Annotated in this window: 19 protein-coding genes and 1 pseudogene; 15 read left to right on the top strand and 5 right to left on the bottom strand. The window is 40.0% G+C overall.

Features of this window, described 5'->3' with window-relative positions; genetic code table 11:
- Positions 1-7 precede the first annotated feature (7 nt).
- A complete protein-coding gene (locus tag ACIQXU_RS13825) occupies positions 8-526 on the bottom strand; it encodes an antibiotic biosynthesis monooxygenase family protein (RefSeq protein ID WP_402955778.1) in 519 nt (172 codons plus the stop codon).
- 275 nt (positions 527-801) lie between these two features.
- Between ACIQXU_RS13825 and hemE the strand changes: the two genes are divergently transcribed.
- The 4 genes from hemE (at position 802) to ACIQXU_RS13805 (ending at position 5,040) form a co-directional block, all read left to right on the top strand.
- Entirely contained in the window at positions 802-1,851 is a 1,050-nt protein-coding gene (hemE, locus tag ACIQXU_RS13820) for a uroporphyrinogen decarboxylase (RefSeq protein WP_402990123.1), read from the top strand.
- A 74-nt stretch (positions 1,852-1,925) separates the two neighbouring features.
- Positions 1,926-2,858, top strand: coding sequence for a ferrochelatase (hemH, locus tag ACIQXU_RS13815; protein WP_402955781.1), 933 nt, complete (start codon positions 1,926-1,928; stop codon positions 2,856-2,858).
- Positions 2,859-2,882: 24 nt separating this feature from the next.
- Positions 2,883-4,322: a protoporphyrinogen oxidase gene (hemY, locus tag ACIQXU_RS13810; protein ID WP_402990120.1), complete on the top strand. Its 1,440-nt coding sequence runs from the start codon at positions 2,883-2,885 to the stop codon at positions 4,320-4,322.
- Between the two features lie 142 nt (positions 4,323-4,464).
- The gene (locus ACIQXU_RS13805; RefSeq protein ID WP_402955787.1) at positions 4,465-5,040 is read left to right on the top strand and encodes a TetR/AcrR family transcriptional regulator; all 576 of its coding nucleotides are present in this window, start codon (positions 4,465-4,467) and stop codon (positions 5,038-5,040) included.
- A gap of 164 nt (positions 5,041-5,204) precedes the next feature.
- On the opposite strand, the gene yhfH is transcribed toward ACIQXU_RS13805, so the two are convergent.
- Positions 5,205-5,333, bottom strand: coding sequence for a protein YhfH (gene yhfH, locus ACIQXU_RS13800; protein ID WP_402867726.1), 129 nt, complete (start codon positions 5,331-5,333; stop codon positions 5,205-5,207).
- A 170-nt stretch (positions 5,334-5,503) separates the two neighbouring features.
- On the opposite strand from yhfH, the gene ACIQXU_RS13795 reads away from it, so the two are divergent.
- From ACIQXU_RS13795 to ACIQXU_RS13780, 4 genes are all read left to right on the top strand, one after another.
- Positions 5,504-6,238 (top strand): MBL fold metallo-hydrolase, encoded by a 735-nt coding sequence (locus ACIQXU_RS13795; RefSeq protein WP_402867727.1) that lies wholly within the window; start codon positions 5,504-5,506, stop codon positions 6,236-6,238.
- 51 nt (positions 6,239-6,289) lie between these two features.
- A complete protein-coding gene (gene lplA / locus ACIQXU_RS13790) occupies positions 6,290-7,279 on the top strand; it encodes a lipoate--protein ligase (RefSeq protein WP_402868530.1) in 990 nt (329 codons plus the stop codon).
- 184 nt (positions 7,280-7,463) lie between these two features.
- Positions 7,464-9,008, top strand: coding sequence for a fatty acid--CoA ligase family protein (locus ACIQXU_RS13785; RefSeq protein ID WP_402990117.1), 1,545 nt, complete (start codon positions 7,464-7,466; stop codon positions 9,006-9,008).
- Between the two features lie 179 nt (positions 9,009-9,187).
- Positions 9,188-9,715 (top strand): HD domain-containing protein, encoded by a 528-nt coding sequence (locus ACIQXU_RS13780; protein ID WP_402867729.1) that lies wholly within the window; start codon positions 9,188-9,190, stop codon positions 9,713-9,715.
- 91 nt (positions 9,716-9,806) lie between these two features.
- Here the strand turns inward: ACIQXU_RS13780 and ACIQXU_RS13775 are convergent, their stop codons facing one another.
- The gene (locus tag ACIQXU_RS13775; protein ID WP_402990114.1) at positions 9,807-10,394 is read right to left on the bottom strand and encodes an SCO family protein; all 588 of its coding nucleotides are present in this window, start codon (positions 10,392-10,394) and stop codon (positions 9,807-9,809) included.
- Positions 10,395-10,587: 193 nt separating this feature from the next.
- Between ACIQXU_RS13775 and ACIQXU_RS13770 the strand changes: the two genes are divergently transcribed.
- Positions 10,588-11,853 carry a M48 family metallopeptidase gene (locus ACIQXU_RS13770; RefSeq protein ID WP_402990111.1) on the top strand — a complete coding sequence of 422 codons (1,266 nt, stop codon included), beginning with the start codon at positions 10,588-10,590 and terminating at the stop codon, positions 11,851-11,853.
- Between the two features lie 153 nt (positions 11,854-12,006).
- On the top strand, positions 12,007-12,816 hold the full coding sequence (locus tag ACIQXU_RS13765; RefSeq protein ID WP_402867732.1) for a YitT family protein: 810 nt from the start codon (positions 12,007-12,009) through the stop codon (positions 12,814-12,816).
- 62 nt (positions 12,817-12,878) lie between these two features.
- Here ACIQXU_RS13765 and ACIQXU_RS13760 read toward each other — a convergent pair whose 3' ends face one another.
- Complete coding sequence (locus ACIQXU_RS13760; protein WP_402990109.1) at positions 12,879-13,115, bottom strand: IDEAL domain-containing protein; 237 nt, start codon at positions 13,113-13,115, stop codon at positions 12,879-12,881.
- Between the two features lie 280 nt (positions 13,116-13,395).
- Between ACIQXU_RS13760 and ACIQXU_RS13755 the strand changes: the two genes are divergently transcribed.
- On the top strand, positions 13,396-13,962 hold the full coding sequence (locus ACIQXU_RS13755) for a competence protein ComK (protein ID WP_402990106.1): 567 nt from the start codon (positions 13,396-13,398) through the stop codon (positions 13,960-13,962).
- A 182-nt stretch (positions 13,963-14,144) separates the two neighbouring features.
- Complete coding sequence (locus ACIQXU_RS13750) at positions 14,145-14,978, top strand: methyl-accepting chemotaxis protein (RefSeq protein WP_402990103.1); 834 nt, start codon at positions 14,145-14,147, stop codon at positions 14,976-14,978.
- A 57-nt stretch (positions 14,979-15,035) separates the two neighbouring features.
- Here the strand turns inward: ACIQXU_RS13750 and ACIQXU_RS13745 are convergent, their stop codons facing one another.
- Complete coding sequence (locus ACIQXU_RS13745; RefSeq protein ID WP_402990100.1) at positions 15,036-15,410, bottom strand: YhjD family protein; 375 nt, start codon at positions 15,408-15,410, stop codon at positions 15,036-15,038.
- 285 nt (positions 15,411-15,695) lie between these two features.
- Between ACIQXU_RS13745 and ACIQXU_RS13740 the strand changes: the two genes are divergently transcribed.
- The 3 genes and pseudogenes from ACIQXU_RS13740 to ACIQXU_RS13730 form a co-directional block, all read left to right on the top strand.
- A complete protein-coding gene (locus ACIQXU_RS13740) occupies positions 15,696-16,310 on the top strand; it encodes a TVP38/TMEM64 family protein (protein WP_402990097.1) in 615 nt (204 codons plus the stop codon).
- Between the two features lie 24 nt (positions 16,311-16,334).
- Complete coding sequence (lepB, locus tag ACIQXU_RS13735) at positions 16,335-16,787, top strand: signal peptidase I (protein WP_402990094.1); 453 nt, start codon at positions 16,335-16,337, stop codon at positions 16,785-16,787.
- Positions 16,788-17,102: 315 nt separating this feature from the next.
- A pseudogene (locus tag ACIQXU_RS13730) lies at positions 17,103-17,209 on the top strand (IS200/IS605 family transposase); the annotation flags it as partial.
- Positions 17,210-17,517 lie beyond the last annotated feature (308 nt).

Raw genomic sequence — 17,517 nt, 5'->3', positions numbered from 1 at the left:
TTGATGCCTATTCATCGGAATCCTTCACTAAAGTGTATTGGGTCAGATAGGCTTCGCCTGAGAACATTTTCTGGCTTGAATTGGTTACCGGGGAATTGGATCCATTATTATGGAAGGCTTGCTTGAAGGAGCTTGAGTTCTTCCAACTTAAAAAATTCGTTTGTTTTTCCCAAATGGTCAAGATGACGTATGTTTCGGAATGGATCGGCCTTAGGATACGAAGGGCGACAAGGCCAGGTTCCTTTTCAATGAAACCAGAAATATTTTTAAAGCGATGCTCGAATACAGGACGGCCCTCTTCGCTGACAGGGATATTGTTCATGACGACATACCCGCTTTCAGGAAGTTCGCCCGTGCCACCCACGACTTCGTATTTACGTGGCGAGGCAAAAATGGTTTTACTTGTTGTCTCATGTAAGAGAACGGTAGTTTCCGCATTTTGCATGAGCAATATTTTTTCAGCTGGATGCTTATCTTTTTTTATTTTCATGAAATTGAATGTGCCTGATGTGATGTATATATTCATATTTTCCCCTCCGGTAGTTAATAGTATTCTCTATACCCATTTTACCCAACAGGTAATGTTTTTACCATGTTCCTTCAACTGGTTTTGTCACTTCGTTTGCTCAGGTTTTTATCGAAAAAGGTCGAATTTCTGACAAATACTTAGGTTGGCTATACTTCTATATTAGAAAAAGCTATAGTTTAAGGAGATTCAATTTGAAATTCAACTACCATCTGATATTCTATGTAAGTGATACATAAAAAAAGGAACGTTGAGTGTGTGAAAGGTGGATATTAATGAGTATGGATATTAAGAATGATACATTTTTAAAAGCTGCTAGAGGAGAGAAAACGGATCATGTGCCAGTTTGGTATATGCGTCAGGCAGGTCGTTCACAGCCGGAATACCGTAAATTGAAGGAAAAGTATTCTCTTTTTGAAATTACACATCAGCCGGAATTATGCGCTTTTGTAACAAGATTGCCTGTTGAACAATATGATGTGGACGCAGCGATTTTATATAAAGATATTATGACACCGCTACCAGCATTGGGCGTGGATGTTGAAATCAAGTCAGGAATTGGTCCAGTCATTTCCAATCCGATACGATCATTGAAAGATGTTGAAAAATTAGGGGAATTGACTCCGGAAGAAGATATTCCTTATGTATTGGATACGATTAAATTATTGACGAACGAACAATTGACTGTCCCATTGATAGGGTTTTCTGGTGCACCGTTTACGATCGCTTCATATATGATTGAGGGCGGCCCATCGAAAAACTATAATAAGACGAAAGCATTCATGTATTCCGAGCCAAAAGCATGGTTTGCGTTAATGGACAAGTTAGCGGAAATGATCATTGTCTATGTGAAGGCACAGATTAAAGCTGGCGTTAAAGCCGTGCAAATCTTCGACTCATGGGTAGGTGCTTTAAATGTCGAGGATTATAGGGTGTTCATCAAACCTATCATGAATCGTATATTCACTTCGTTACGTGAGGAAAATGTACCGCTAATCATGTTCGGTGTCGGGGCAAGCCACTTGGCATTGGAATGGAATGACCTTCCTATCGATGTAGTAGGACTGGATTGGAGATTACCTATTTCACGAGCAAGGGAAATGGGCATTCAGAAAACGGTTCAGGGGAACCTGGATCCTGCCATTTTATTATCATCATGGGATATCATAGAGGAACGGGCTAAAGAAATCCTTGATCAAGGCATGCAACAGGATGGCTATATCTTCAATTTGGGACATGGAGTATTTCCTGATGTGAACCCGGAAACATTAAAGAAGTTGACCGCTTTTATACATGAATATTCATCAAGCATGAAAAAAGGCTGAGCGAATCATTTGAAACGTAATGGCTGAAAGATGCAAAATAGATTGATCGAAATTTTCTAAAGAGGTGTAATTTCATGACAACGAAAAAAATGGGCCTTTTAGTCATGGCTTATGGAACTCCGTACACAGAAGAAGATATTGAAAGATACTATACGCATATCCGTCACGGAAGAAGACCGAGTGATGAATTAATGGATGATCTTAAAGGGAGATATAAAGCAATTGGAGGTTTGTCCCCCCTTGCAAAGATTACAGCAGGACAAGCTGAAGCACTTGAAAAACAATTGAACTCCATCCAGGACGACATTGAATTCAAGGCTTATTTAGGCCTTAAGCATATCGAACCATTCGTCGAGGATGCGGTTAAACAAATGCATGATGACGGCATCACGGAGGCTGTCAGTATCGTATTGGCACCCCATTTTTCAACTTTCAGTGTGAAGTCCTACAATGGACGGGCACAGGATGAAGCGGCCAAATATGGCATGAGCATTCAATCCGTTGAAAGCTGGTACGATGAGCCGAAATTCATCCAGTATTGGGTCGATCAATTAAAAGGCGTAATCGGGAAAATGACTTCAGAAGAACGTGATAATTATGCGTTGATCGTTTCGGCACACAGTCTTCCGGAAAAGATTCTACAATTGGGGGACCCATATCCGAAGCAGCTTGAAGAAACGGCAAAATTGATTGCCGAGGGTGCAGGTGTCTCCAATTATGCGGTAGGTTGGCAAAGTGCTGGACAGACGCCAGAACCTTGGCTTGGCCCTGACGTTCAAGATCTTACAAGAGACCTTTATCATGAAAAAGGATTTAAGGCTTTCATTTACATTCCTGTAGGATTTGTAGCGGAGCATCTTGAAGTCCTATACGATAATGATTATGAGTGTAAAGTGGTTACTGAGGAAATCGGGGCTGGATATTACCGTCCGGATATGCCAAATGTAAAACCGGCATTTATCGATGCCTTGGCTACCATTGTTTTAAATAAGCTGGATGAGAAATAATTATTTTTAAAAAGAGGGCGATGAATGGTGGATCAGCCTATAAAAACGATTGCCATAATCGGCGGAGGGATAACCGGACTTGCTTCAGCTTATTATCTTCAAAAAAGGTTGAAGCAGGAAGGTCTTCCTCATGAAGTGCTTTTAATAGAAGCTGACCCTCGCTTGGGCGGGAAAATAAAGACCACCGTAAAGGATGGCTTTATCATCGAAAGAGGACCAGAATCATTTCCAGCCCAGAATTCACATGTAGTCCGCCTAGCGAGAGAAGTAGGTATGGAGGAACAGCTTGTAAGCATGAAGGATGGCGGTCTTTCCGTGTTAGTACGGGAAACGCTCTATCCTTTACCAAAGGGTACTTTAATAGGAATTCCGATGCAACTTGCTCCCTTTTTAAGGACCCAATCCATCAGTCTTTTCGGAAAGTTGAGAGCTGTGGCTGATTTAATCCTGCCTCGTTCTAAAGAAAAGAAGGATCAGTCGTTTGGCGGTTTCATCAGAAGGCGACTGGGTGATGAGGTATTTGAGAACCTAACAGAACCGGTGTTATCGAACATTGTTGCGGGGGATCTGGACGGAATCAGTCTAATTTCCACGTTTCCTGATTTCTACGAAACCCAGCAAAAACATCGTAGTCTCATCATGGGCTTGAAGAAAAATACCGCTTCCAAGGAACATTCCACGACAAGAAGTGACCAGCAAACGTTTAAGGCAGGGATGGAGTCGTTCATTCAGGCAATAGAAGGAAAACTGGCCCCTGAAACTTTCCTTAAGGGCGTAAGGGTAAGGGAAATTGACAAAGTGAACGATGAATACGTCATTCAATTGAATAATAATTCTACGGTTCATGCCGCCTCAGTCATTGTGGCAACGCCCCATCAGGCTAGCTATAACATGTTTGCGAATTACCCCTACTTTGATATGCTAAGGGAAATGTCAGCCATCAGTGTGGCTACAATCTCTTTGGCATTCGATGAAGACGCATTTAATGTGGAATTAGTGGGTAGCGGTTTTGTGGTGTCCCGAAACAGTGATTATACAGTTACTTGCTGTTCATACACTCATAAGAAGTGGCCACATATGACACCGGCCGGAAAAATTCTACTTCGCTGTTACATCGGACGCTCCGGTGACGAAACGGTGGTAGACTTATCAGATGAAGAAATCATAAGGATTGTATTGGATGATCTGAACAAAACGATGTCGATAACCAAGGAACCTGACTTTGCATTGATCAGTCGATGGAAAAAGACCATGCCGCAGTATACGGTCGGTCATAAAGAAAAGGTTGAACAGTTAAAGAAAAGCATCAGAACTGAACTACCTGGTGTCTTTCTTGCCGGCAGTTCTTATGATGGTTTCAGTTTGCCAGACTGCATCGGTCAATCCGAGAAAGTGGTGAAGGAGGTCTTTGACTTCATTCAACAAGTCGATGCCACTCCCATAAAAACAGTGTCTGTCCATTGATGGGTAGTCACTGTTTTATTGATAAACGGGAAGGCCAGTGAATCATATATTGGTAAATCGATTGAATTACAAGAGATGTTTTGGTAAGATATAATAGAACTTATTGACCGTTTCTTTATTTTGGTCAGATTTGGGGTGAGGAATGTCTGTTGATCGTAAAAAATTGATTTTAGAAGCTGCTACTAAATCCTTTTCTCTCTTTGGATACAAGGCAACGACGATGGATCAAGTAGCTAAAATTGCCAATGTAGGTAAAGGTACGATCTATACCTTTTATAAGAATAAAGAAGAGCTGTTCAAAGAAATTGTCCAACGGATGATAGAGGAAATGAAGTATGAAGCTGAACAATCCTTCGATCAAGAATTACCCTTCTTCGAGAATCTGCATAGAGCTGTGTATCGTATTCTGGAATTCAGGCAGGAACATCAATTATCCTTGAAACTTCTTCAGGAAGAAAGGGAAATTGGGACGCCGGCTGTTCAGGATATGGTGAATGAAATGGAAGAAGCCATAGTGTCGTATATTAAAGAAAAACTAATAGCGGCGATTAAAAAGGGTTACATTCAGGACTGTGACCCGGAGATAACCGCTTTCCTCATGTTAAAAATGTATCTTGCCCTCATTTTTGATTGGGAACGGTATCATGAACCATTAGGGAAAGAAGAAATTGCCGAGTTATTCAAAGTATATTTATTCAAAGGGTTATCAGTTACTTGATAATTCTTTTTTTTGTCTTTTGACCTTCATACCTGTGTTCATCTGTTGTAAAAGAACAGATAAAAAGACGATTCCAAAAAAGGAATCGTCTTTTTATCTGGGGATAGGTCAGTTGGTGTAACCCTATATGGATCATCCTACTGGATGGTAAAACACTTAAACTCTCATTCTCCAGTAAGGCAATGGTCACATTGGTTTCCGTAACATTCGTGCTGTTCTTCAATTTTCTTTCCACAATCCACACACTGCTTTGGAGGTAAGTTTCTAAAGAACTCTACGCTACTTTGAATCATGAACATCATCTCCTGAATTTTTTTATTAATCTGATTTCTATAGATTTATTGTATTATAACAGTACGATAATGTCAATGAATGTTTTATAACATATGTGAAAAAGATGAAATGAGGGGGAGAATAGTTTATATTTATGGGGAAGTCATGAGAGAATAAAGGAGTGCCAAAGATGAAAATCACCGTAATTGGCTGCTGGGGCGGCTACCCAGCTAAAAATGAGGCAAGTTCCGGCTATTTGCTTGAATATGAAGATTTTCGCATTCTGCTCGATTGTGGAAGCGGTGTTTTATCGCAGCTACAAAATCACATGAAACCCGAAGAACTTGATGCGGTCGTGCTATCACATTATCACCCAGACCATGTAGCGGATATTGGCGTCTTGCAGCATGCGGCACTAATACAGCAAATCTTGGGCAGTGAAAAAAGGACCATTCCTATATATGGCCATGATTTGGATACTACGGAATTCGAAAAGTTAACATATAAGGATATTACAAATGGAGTGGCCTATTCCACTGATGAACCTTTAACGATTGGACCGTGCACTTTTACTTTTATGAAGACGAAACATCCTGTGCCATGCTTTGCCATGAGAATCGAAGCTGAAGATCATGCCCTTGTTTATACGGGGGATAGTGCCTATATGGATGAATTGGCTGAATTTGCGAAGGACGCCAATGTTTTATTGTGTGAAAGTAATTTTTACAGCAACATGGACGGCACAAAGGCTGGTCATATGACGGCAAGGGAAGCGGGAATGCTCGCCGATAAGGCCGACGCCCAACTTTTGTTGTTGACCCACCTCCCACATTATGGAGACCTCAACCAACTCAAAAAAGAGGCTTCCGAGGTTTTTAAACGGGAAATTGCTATAGCCAAAAGCAATCTTGAATTTCAATTATAAAAATATTTGAACGAACAAATGGATGAAGAACGCCGACAAGGGGGAGCTACGTTGCTTTTTATTGATAATAAAGGTATCACAGATCCACAGATTAATTTAGCTATTGAAGAATATGCGCTCAAACACTTGAATATTGATGAAACTTTTCTTTTATTCTACATAAACCGTCCGTCCATCATTATCGGGAGGAACCAAAATACGATAGAGGAAATCAATTCGGATTATGTTGAAGAAAACGGGATTACCGTTGTCCGCCGACTTTCAGGGGGAGGGGCTGTTTATCATGATTTGGGGAATCTTAATTTCAGCTTCATCACGAAAGATGATGGGGACAGCTTTCATAATTTCAAAAAATTCACTGAGCCGGTCGTTCAGACGCTCGAAAAATTGGGAATACATGCTGAACTAAGCGGACGTAATGATATCCTCGCCGAAGGAAAGAAAATTTCCGGTAATGCGATGTTTTCAACGAAAGGTAGGATGTTCAGTCACGGTACCTTGCTGTTTAATTCGGAAATGGACCACATCGTTTCGGCCTTGAAGGTGAAGAAAGATAAAATTGAGTCCAAGGGCATTAAATCGATTAGGAGCCGGGTTGGAAATATTGCCGACTTTCTTAAAGAACCGATGTCAGTGGAAGAATTCCGTTCTTTCCTTTTGAAGAATATTTTTGAAGATAGTGAAGTCATTCCGGAGTACGTTCTAACAGAGGACGACTGGAAAAGAATCCACGAGATCTCAAAAGAAAGATATCAAAACTGGGAATGGAACTACGGGAAGTCCCCTAAATTCAATGTGCAGAATTCTCATAGATTCCCCGTTGGATCGGTGGATATCCGTCTAGAAGTGAGCAAGGGAATCATTAGGAACTGCAAAATTTATGGTGACTTTTTCGGAGTGGGGGAAGTTACGGATATCGAGCAAAAACTGATCGGCGTCCGGTATGAAAAGGAATCGATTAATCGTATTTTAGATGAAATTGATGTCCACCATTATTTTGGCAATGTAACAAAAGAAGAAATTTTAGCACTCATCTTTTAATGATTACAAAAGCTGTCCTCGTAAATGGGGACGGCTTTTGTGTCTATTTATGACAATAATTGCTTAAAAATGGATAAAATTGTTGATGTTGGTTCTTTCTTTTACTATAATAAAAATGTATTTAGTTTGCGTTAAAAATGAATGACTGCTCATTCATGCTATGTACACAGGGGGAGGGAGAACGATGAATTTATCTGAACAGCTTCATCAAACAGCTTTAATAAAGGCTGATAAGCCAGCTTATTACTTTATGGATCAATCCACTTCATATAGAGAACTGGATGCGGCCGTATCAAAGTTTGCAGACGAACTACATAAGCTTGGTGTCTCAAAAGGTGATAATATTGCCTTGCTTCTCGGCAATTCTCCACATTTCATTATTTCGATGTATGGCGCACTACGAACAGGGGCCACTGTCATACCTGTTAATCCAATCTATTCGCCAGATGAAATCGGGTATATATTGAATAACGGTGATGTCAAGGTAGTGGTGGCTTTAGACAAGCTTTCACCATTACTGGAGAAGTTGAATCCGATTCTTTCAAGTGTTGAGAATTACGTCATTTGTGAAACGCAACCAGATAATGGCGAGATGAGTAAACTTAGCATTTACCCTAAAATGAAATCGTTTACACAGATGATAGCATCAGGGGATGTCCAGTTCAAAGGACCCGATTTAGATCCGGAAGACACAGCCATTATTCTATACACGTCGGGGACTACTGGAAAACCAAAAGGAGCCATACTATCCCATAAGAACATCTACTCGAATGCACACGATACGGGTGAGTACTTAAACATTACGGAAGATGACCGTGTGGTGACAACGTTGCCCATGTTTCATGTATTCAGCCTGACTGTCGTCGTGAATGCCCCATTATTAAGCGGGGGCACACTGTTAATCGTTCCACAATTCAGTCCAAAGGAAATTTTCAGGCTAATCAAAAAATATGAGGCGACGGTCTTTGCTGGTGTTCCTACCATGTATAATTTCCTGCTTCAATATCCTGATGGTACGGCTGAAGAACTTGAATCATTACGTTTTTGCATTTCGGGAGGCTCGGCTTTGCCTGTATCCCTTCTTGAATCCTTCGAGAAAAAATTCAATGTGAATATCTCAGAAGGGTATGGTTTATCCGAAGCTTCTCCCGTAACCTGCTTCAACCCCTTGGATCGCCCAAGGAAAGCAGGCTCGATTGGAACCAATATAGTCAATGTCGAAAATAAAGTCGTGAATGAATTAGGAGAAGAAGTAGGGGTCAATGAAGTTGGCGAGTTAATTGTCAGAGGGCCGAACGTAATGAAGGGGTATTATAAAATGCCTGAAGAATCGGCTGCCGTTTTAAAAGATGGCTGGCTTTATACCGGAGACTTAGCCCGTATGGATGAAGAAGGCTACTTTTTCATTGTGGACCGTAAAAAGGAACTGATCATAACCGGTGGATATAATGTTTACCCGCGTGAAGTAGAAGAGGTTCTGTATGCCCATCCCGAAGTCGTGGAAGCGGCAGCGATAGGCGTTCCTGATCCGAACCTGGGCGAAGTCGTCCAATGCTTTGTAGTGAAGAAAAATGACGCGTTGACCGAGGAAGAATTACTTGCTTATTGTTTAGAGCATTTAGCCAAGTATAAAGTTCCGGCCAAAATCGAGTTTATAGACGAGCTCCCGAAAAATACGACAGGCAAGATCTTGCGTCGTAGCTTAAAAACCCATGTAACCCAAGTATGAATGATACCTAATTAGATAGGAGACAATGGCCTTATGTGCTATTGTCTTCTTTTTTTGTACAGCCGATTTGACTAGTAAAAGCATAAATTATATGAAATGAGCCTTTATCTTGCTTATTTTTTTCAAAAGAGATATTATGGTTATTAAAAATTTCCCTAGATGAAAGGAGAAGAGGAAGAATGAGAGATGTAAAACTTTTAGATATTTTCACCCACCCCATTGCTCAAAAATACCTGAACCGTTCAGGAATGGCCCATGCGATAGCCGTATCCTATCATGCATTTCATATGGCAAAAGAATACAATGTAGATCCTGATATCGCCGCAAAGGCCGGACTTCTGCATGATATGGGCCACTTCACATGGTACAGCAATGGAAAATGGGACTATGACCTGTATAAACAGAACGACATCCATCCAATCAAAGGGGCTGAGAGAGCCCATAAGTTGTTAATCCGGCTTGGAGAAAACCCGATTAAAGCCAAGACCATTTCCCTCGCGATCCTATTTCACACCGATTCATTTTTACCTTCAAATGATATAACTCGAACGCCACTTCAGCAGGTCGTCAAATGGGCTGATGAGAAAGATGAAGAAGAAGGCGGAAAACACCATTACCGAAAAATTGATTTCCTGCGTGCAAAAGAAAGCATCATTAAATTAGACACACTCATTGATGAAGAGGAAAGGAAAAAGCTATCATCCTAAGTATCGACGGATGATAGCTTTTTCTATTACAGAATGTAAGTTTATGATGAATTCAAGTGTTCGAAGTCATGGGCATTTTCATCTTCGGGTCTTATTCGACTTCCTTCATAATGGCTTGATATACCTCATCTTTACCAAAATCATATTCCCCCATGCCGAAAACTTCAACAACACGATTATCAGCATCTAGTAAATAAGTGGCCGTACTATGAACGAATTCCCCGGTCCCCGAATCCCGAAATAGAAAATCGAATTGATCCGTGAGTTTTTTCGTATCCTCGGGTGTACCCCGTAAGAACTCCCACCCTTCCGTTTTGTTCATTTCAAACGCTTGGGCATATGATTTCATTTTATCTATGGTATCCATTTCCGGATTAAACGTAACGGTCAAAAACTCCACTTCCTTCCCAAAAATATCCTGCTTCACAAGTTCATCCCGAATTTTTTGCATTTGATAGGTGGTGTTTGGGCATAAATCTGGACAATCAAGGTATATGAATTCTAATAGGCGAACTTTGGGCTTTAAATTGGAGAAGCTGTATGTACCCCCGTCATGGGTATTCATCGTAATTTCTTCGGGAAACGCCATTTTTGCCTGGCGGTACTCTGTAAAATAGTAGATGCCCGATCCAATTCCAATGACCAATAATGTAGTGAAAATAATATAAATCTTTTTCATCGTATCTTCCACCTCAAGTCTGATATTCTATCTTCACTATACAGGATGAAATTCCTATAGAAGGAATGAAATTGGGTGTAATCATGAACATTTATGGACAATTATTTATCAAAGGGATTGGAAATACGGTTCTAACCTGTCCATTTTGGATTAAACTATAAAAAAGGCACGATTGTTTTAAAGGAGGGGCTTCATGGTAAGGAAATGGGCTGGAAGAGCAATTCTTATATATATCCTTTTTGTGGCCGTTATGTTTTGGTATATATTCTATGGTGCAGATACGGCAATCCCTCAGGCATTGCGCGGTACGGCGGCCGATCCTGCAGAATTTCTAAGCGCCAGGGAGCTTCAACTTAGTGAGGAGTATTCCGGGCTGCGAAACTTCATCTTTTTTGTTGCGACTCCCTATGAATGGCTAATGTATTTTTTCATACTTTTATTTGGACTTTCAAGGGGTTTTGAAAAATCGGCTACCACGATTTCTAAACGAAAAGGAATTCAAACGACCATATATCTATTTTGGCTCTCATTGATTTCCTATGTAGCGTTGTTTCCAATCAGCTTCATGGGCTATCAGATGAGTAGACGGTATCATATAAGCACTCAGAGTTTTTCTTCATGGATGAAAGACGATATCATCGATTTTTGGGTAAATTTCGGTACGATGTTCATCATCGTTTCCGTGCTATATTGGCTGATGAAAAAAAGTGCAAAGAAATGGTGGCTTTATGCCTGGTTACTATCCATTCCCTTTACCTTATTTCTCATGTTTGTCCAACCAGTATTAATCGACCCTTTGTATAATGATTTTTATCCACTGAAAAATAAAGAGTTGGAAACTGAAATCTTAGCACTTGCAAAGCGAGCAGATATTCCCGCAGAACATGTATACGAAGTGAATATGGCAGAAAAAACAAATGCTCTCAACGCCTATGTAACGGGAATAGGTTCGAACTCCAGGATCGTTCTTTGGGATACCACATTAAACAGGCTGGACGAAGATGAAATCTTGTTCATTATGGCACATGAAATGGCTCATTATGTGGAGAAGCATATTTATATCGGGATAGCAGGATATATCGGCATGACATTGGTGGGTCTATGGCTGACAGCAAAAATCATGAACTACGTCATAAGGCGATGGGGCCATTTACTTAAGGTACGATCCGTTGATCGAATCGCTTCATTGCCTCTTTTTCTCTTGATTATCTCTGTACTGCTGTTTGTTTCCAGCCCGCTATCGAACTATGTATCCCGTTACCAGGAAACGAGAGCGGACCGGTATGCGATTGAAATGACAGAAGACCATGAGGCTGCCATCACTTCATTCCAGGAACTTACGAGGTCAGGGCTTAGCCAGGTGAACCCTCCGCTCCTGGTAAAATGGCTTCGTTATTCACATCCCACGATGCTTGAAAGAATATCTACGATAGAAAATGAGGAAACAACGGGTGATTGAAAGCTAGCTTAACAGGCTGGCTTTTTTTCTTGCCTAACTTCAGGAAAAAGGAAAATTCTGAGTTTATTTTCAGAAAAAACTATCATTTTATAAATTTACCGTTCTCTACTATAATAAATGAAAATTCCCAGTGCGTTTTTAAGGAGACCAGCTATGTATAATATAATTTTAATCACGTTAGGATCAGTGCTTGTTGCCTTAGCCTATAATTTATTCTTGATTCCCCATTTAATTTTGAGCAGCGGACTCAGTGGAATTGCGATCATGTTAGGAATCATCACCCCAATCAATACAGGGGTATTGAATTTTATATTGAACCTTCCGCTACTCATTGTGGGCTATTTAAAGTTGGGGAGACGTTTTATCACTTATACGATATTATCAGTTGTCGTGATATCGGTGAGTTTGTATGTTATACCGATTCATGGCGTTTCGACGGAGCCGATATTATCTTCTTTGTTCGGGGGAGTCATTTCGGGCGTTGGCATCGGCATTATTTTTCGTGCTTCAGGGTCATCGGGAGGATTTGATATCATTGCCATGCTCCTGGCTAAGAAGAGGGACTTCCCGCTTGGGACATTGCTATCAGGGATGAATGCGGTTGTGGTGATTGCTTCTGGATTCAAGTTTGGATGGGATGCGGCATTATACACATTGATTTCGATTTACGCGGCAGGCAAAGTGATCGATACGATCCATTCCAATCATATTAAATTGACGTTAATGATCGTCACAAAAAAAGGTGATGAGATGAAGGATCGGCTACTTACTAATTTATACCGTGGCATTACGGTCATGGACGGGCAAGGTGCCTATTCGGGTGAGCAGAGCAAAGTGATGATGACGGTCATTACACGCTATCAGTTAACCGATGTGAAGGCGATGATCAAAGAAGTGGATCCGGATGCCTTCGTTAATATCACGGAAACGACTGAAGTCATGGGAATGTTTCATAAAGAATGATAAACGGATAAAAGCCCCCCATATAAGGGAGGCTTTTTTGACTTTATATTTCACATGGCTGCTTAATTTCCAAATTGTTTCAATAGAGTATTCATTTCATTACTCAGTTTTAGGAATAGAGGTTTGTCTTTAGTATCTAGAGCATGATCGATTTCTTTTGCCAGGATATTTTTTTTAGTAGTGAGAATGGATTCCATTATAATCATATCGATTAACATTTCCTGAACGGCAGCATCATTTTTAACTTCACTCATGGATAAAGACTTCACTGACTCTGAATATGATTTATCATTTTTCAAAGTAACCACCCCTGACCCTTTTTATTAGTATATGGATTTGAGGATGTAAAATCAACAGAAAATTTAAAATAATTAGAAAAAATATAAATGTGTCGTTAAAATGACGAGGTAACATGGCTACTCAAAGAATTCTTAATTTTTTGTGAACTTAAATGTAACCTGTATTATTTATGCTATTATAGTGGAGAATTTAACGCGTTTTCGGATAAATCTTTCATGTGGAAGTCATCATGCTAAGTTGATATTCCATAAAAATAAATGAGGTAGAGGTGGATGTAATTTGAAGGAAAGCACTCAGGGATTAATCGAGGAATATGAGATCACCCCGTATACACTTATGGTCATGCCCATTAATTATGGAAGTAAAATTTACTCCCGGATCATTGAATTGGAAGATGAGTTCATTTCCCCATTCAAGCCTTTGGATATAATTAAGAAAAGCTGTGAGTACTTTGGCTCTAGCTATGGTGGAAGGAAAGATGGTACAAAACAACTCATAAATATCACCCATAAGGCACCAATAGCAATCGATCCAACCAGTTCCATTTTCTTCTTTCCGACTACATCTCCCTTGCGCCCCCAATGCACCTGGTTAGCACATGAACATGTAGTCTCCTTTGTCCGACTCAATTCCAAGCAGACCACCGTCACATTCAGGAACAGGAAAACATTCGACATAGATGTATCAAGCAGTTCATTTGAAAATCAGCTGCACCGGACCTCCTTTTTGAAATCCAAATTGATTCAAAGGATTGAGGAAACGAAAAGGAAATCCTTTTACTTATTTACCGAAACGGATGGTCTTAAAGCTTCCGAAATGACATCGAAATATCCATTGCTGAAATAATCAGTGTGTTTTGGAAAAGGCGTTGTTTCTCTAGTGGAGGCAATGTCTTTATTTAGGTTATTTTCAAAGGGGAGGAGTACCTCCTTCGATTCATGATAAAGAATAGGGGGTGAAAAAATATTTACTAAAGGGGGAATCTTTGGTAATATTTAGCCTTAGAATAAGGATGGAGTGTTACAGCAATGTTTAACAGAATGTACGGAAAAGTCGAATCGCTAGAAAGTTTAGTAAATATGGTACCTATAATTAAAGCTGCTGTGCCTTCTGATTTGTCGATTGCCATATGTGATTTAGAGAAATTCATTGCTTATTTTCCAGGTGAAAGTATAAATATGCATATCCAAAAAGGGCAGTCGTTAAATCCAGAAGAACCCCTCGCCGTGGCATTGAGTGAGGATAAACCATTAAGGGCTGATGTACCAGCTGATTTTTATGGTTTCGAGTTTACTGGAACGGCCGTGCCCCTACATGATAAAAATAATCAAGTCATCGGTGGCATAGCTATCCAGTTACGCAGGCAAAGTGAATTAAGAACGATTGCGGATCAAATTTCTGTATCGCTGAGCCAGGCCAATGAGCGGATTACGGATATTGCAAAGGGATCCTATACCTTAGCGGATGTTTCCAACCAACTTCTTACATCTTCCGAAAAAGCCGAAGAGGACGTTAAAAATACGGATGAGATCTTGTCAATGATTAAAAGGGTGGCGACCCAAACCAATTTATTGGGATTAAATGCCGCCATAGAGGCCGCGCGAGCTGGTGAAAAAGGCAAAGGGTTTGAAGTGGTGGCTAAGGAAATCAGGAAGTTTTCTAAAGAAACTGTCGCATCCACGGAATTGATTCGTGAAAAACTCGTGCAAATCCAAGAAGTGACCAAACTGATGGGGACCTCGATTAATCGAATCGCTTCCGTGGGTCAAGAGCAGGCTGCTTCCATTCAGGAAATTTCAACTTTTGTAGAAGAAATCAAAAAGATGTCTGATGAGCTCAATCAATTTACCGATAAGTTATAAGAAGAAGTCAACAGCTTTTGTTGGCTTTTTATTTGTTCACCGAAAAAAGCAGGGGTGTTAAATTTTTTCAGGTTTATGCACCCTTTCAAAAAAGTAATAACACAGAAGCTCTTCCGTTTTATTACGAAGGCGGGGATTGAAATAGTTATGATGCTCTTCATACCCTTTATATAAAAAGCAATACATCGTGAATGATTCGTCGCCGTTTAATTTGCTTACCTTGATATTCCCCTTGCGCAAATAGCGACGAACCTCGACGAGATCCTCCTGGACTGACTTTAGAGCACGCTCAATAAGTTTTGAATAGGGCCTTTTTAATTTAAACGGACTTGATTCGATGACCTTGAGATCCCGGTTTAAGATTGTAATCACCATGGGAAGGTAGATGGCTTTTTCAATCATATTTCGGTCAGCCTCTGGAATACGGGTCATCATGACCGCCCCTTTCTAATTAACGTTCTCTTATTTTATGTATGTCGGATAATTTATAGAACGTATGTTCTTTTTAATATCCTAACTTAAGTGGATTTGATATGCAAGCGCTTTTGTCAATCACGTGAAATTTTCGTTAATAAGATTATGATTTCCTGAGTTAGGGAAAGTATGATGATAGATGGGTAATTATTCTTGCAATTTAAGAGGAAAGTGTTATATCTAAATTAGAACGGTTTTATTATGTGATGCTGCTTGATAGAAAGCAAGCCAAGGGAGATTGTCATGAATTTGGATACTATATTTGAGTGGATTAATCTTGAACATATATCAGGGCTTATTCAGCAATATCGTTCATTCGGCCCGATTCCAGGAATTTTGTTGCCGATGTTAGAAGCGTTTTTGCCTTTTTTACCTTTATTTGTGTTTGTGGTGGCCAATGCTACAGCTTTTGGCCTATGGTGGGGATTTTTATTTTCTTGGATTGGGGCGGTAGGTGGTGCGTTTCTGGTCTTTTTTGTTTTTAGACGATACGGACAGATGAGGTTCTTCCGTTTTCTTCAGAAACATAAACAGGTGCAAAGATTGATGAACTGGGTGGAAAGCCATGGTTTCAGTCCATTGTTTCTCTTGCTTTGTTTCCCCTTCACGCCATCTGCGCTCGTTAATATCGTTGCAGGGCTCTCGAAGGTTAGCACGTTACAATATGCGCTGGCGGTAATCGGCGGAAAGGCAGTGATGATCTTTACGATCAGTTTCGTCGGATACGATATTGTATCATTGATTCAAAAACCATTACGTACCGTGATTGTCGGAATCATCATTTTCATCCTTTGGGTTGTCGGAAAAAGATTGGAAGTAAGGCTAAATAAAAGCATGAAAAAAGAAGAAGGGAAATAACTTAGAATATACAACTAGTAGGGGTTGGGGAATCTGAGAAAATCAAAAAAGCATTCAGTATCCGACTGGATAAAATCAGGCATGATAGCCTTTATCATTTACATCTTGATCCGTACCTTTTTTTTTTCAAGCTATGCCGTAGAAGGGGAGTCCATGCAACCTACACTGGGTGAAGGCGATAAACTCATTGTAAATAAAGTGAAATACCAAATCAGCGATATCAATCGATTTGATGTTATAGTTTTCCATGAGCATGTCGGGGAGAATTATGTAAAACGGGTAATAGGTGTTCAAGGAGACGATATTCGTTATAAGGATGATTGGCTTTACATAAACGGTAAGAAAGTGCCTGAGCCTTACCTTGATCATTTAAAGGTAGGATATCCGGGCCAGGATTTTACGGGTGATTTTACATTGAAAGAATTGACGGGCAAATCCATAGTTCCAAAAATAACGCTAAACATCAAATCCACTTAAAAATTTCCAGTTGTTAAAATAAATTCCATTATCAGAGTCAATAGCTTTCCTAACATATCCACGAATCATATTTGCCCCATCATTCCTGTTATAGAGGCAATAATGATTATAACAAATGGTGTCATTCCTTTATTCAGATTAACCGAAAGCCCAAGTACATTTTCCGAAGTGAACTAAACTGGATCATTTAATAAGGATAGCCTAGGGTTTTCTTTTCTACAAAAAGGGCTGCCTCCAAAAGTCAATTTCAATGACTTTTGGGACAGCCCCAACATCTCATGATGTGACCCCTAAAAGTTAGAGTTTTATATTGAATACATACGGAACCAGATACAAGATGATATAGTCGCGAACAATTAAGTATGATGGAATATATTGATCGATTCACAGGTGAAGAGATACAGAAAAAGAAAAGGAAGTGAGTGGAAGGCCTTTAAGGTCTGGCCAATAAAAGTAGTACATTTGGCGAACCAATCAGGGGCCCTTTAGGGCTTGGTCAGTAATAAAGGCTTTGAGCCGCAGAGAAAACCACCCGTTATCACGGGTGGTCGTTATTTCTATTAATAAGAATACAAAAAAACCGTCTTTTCTTGTAAATGAAAGTTACCACACAAACATTTCGAAAGGACGGTTCCTTATGAGCAATCCAAAGATTACTACAGAAAATTATAACATGGAACAAACTATACTACCACTCACCATTCAAGAGGAAACTACCGTTCCTCAAAAA

It is taken from the genome of Peribacillus sp. NPDC097284 (genome assembly GCF_044761765.1).
Taxonomy (GTDB): Bacteria; Bacillota; Bacilli; order Bacillales; family DSM-1321; genus Peribacillus.
Note: the sequence above shows the minus strand (reverse complement) of the source record. Positions and strands in the feature narration are given on the sequence as shown.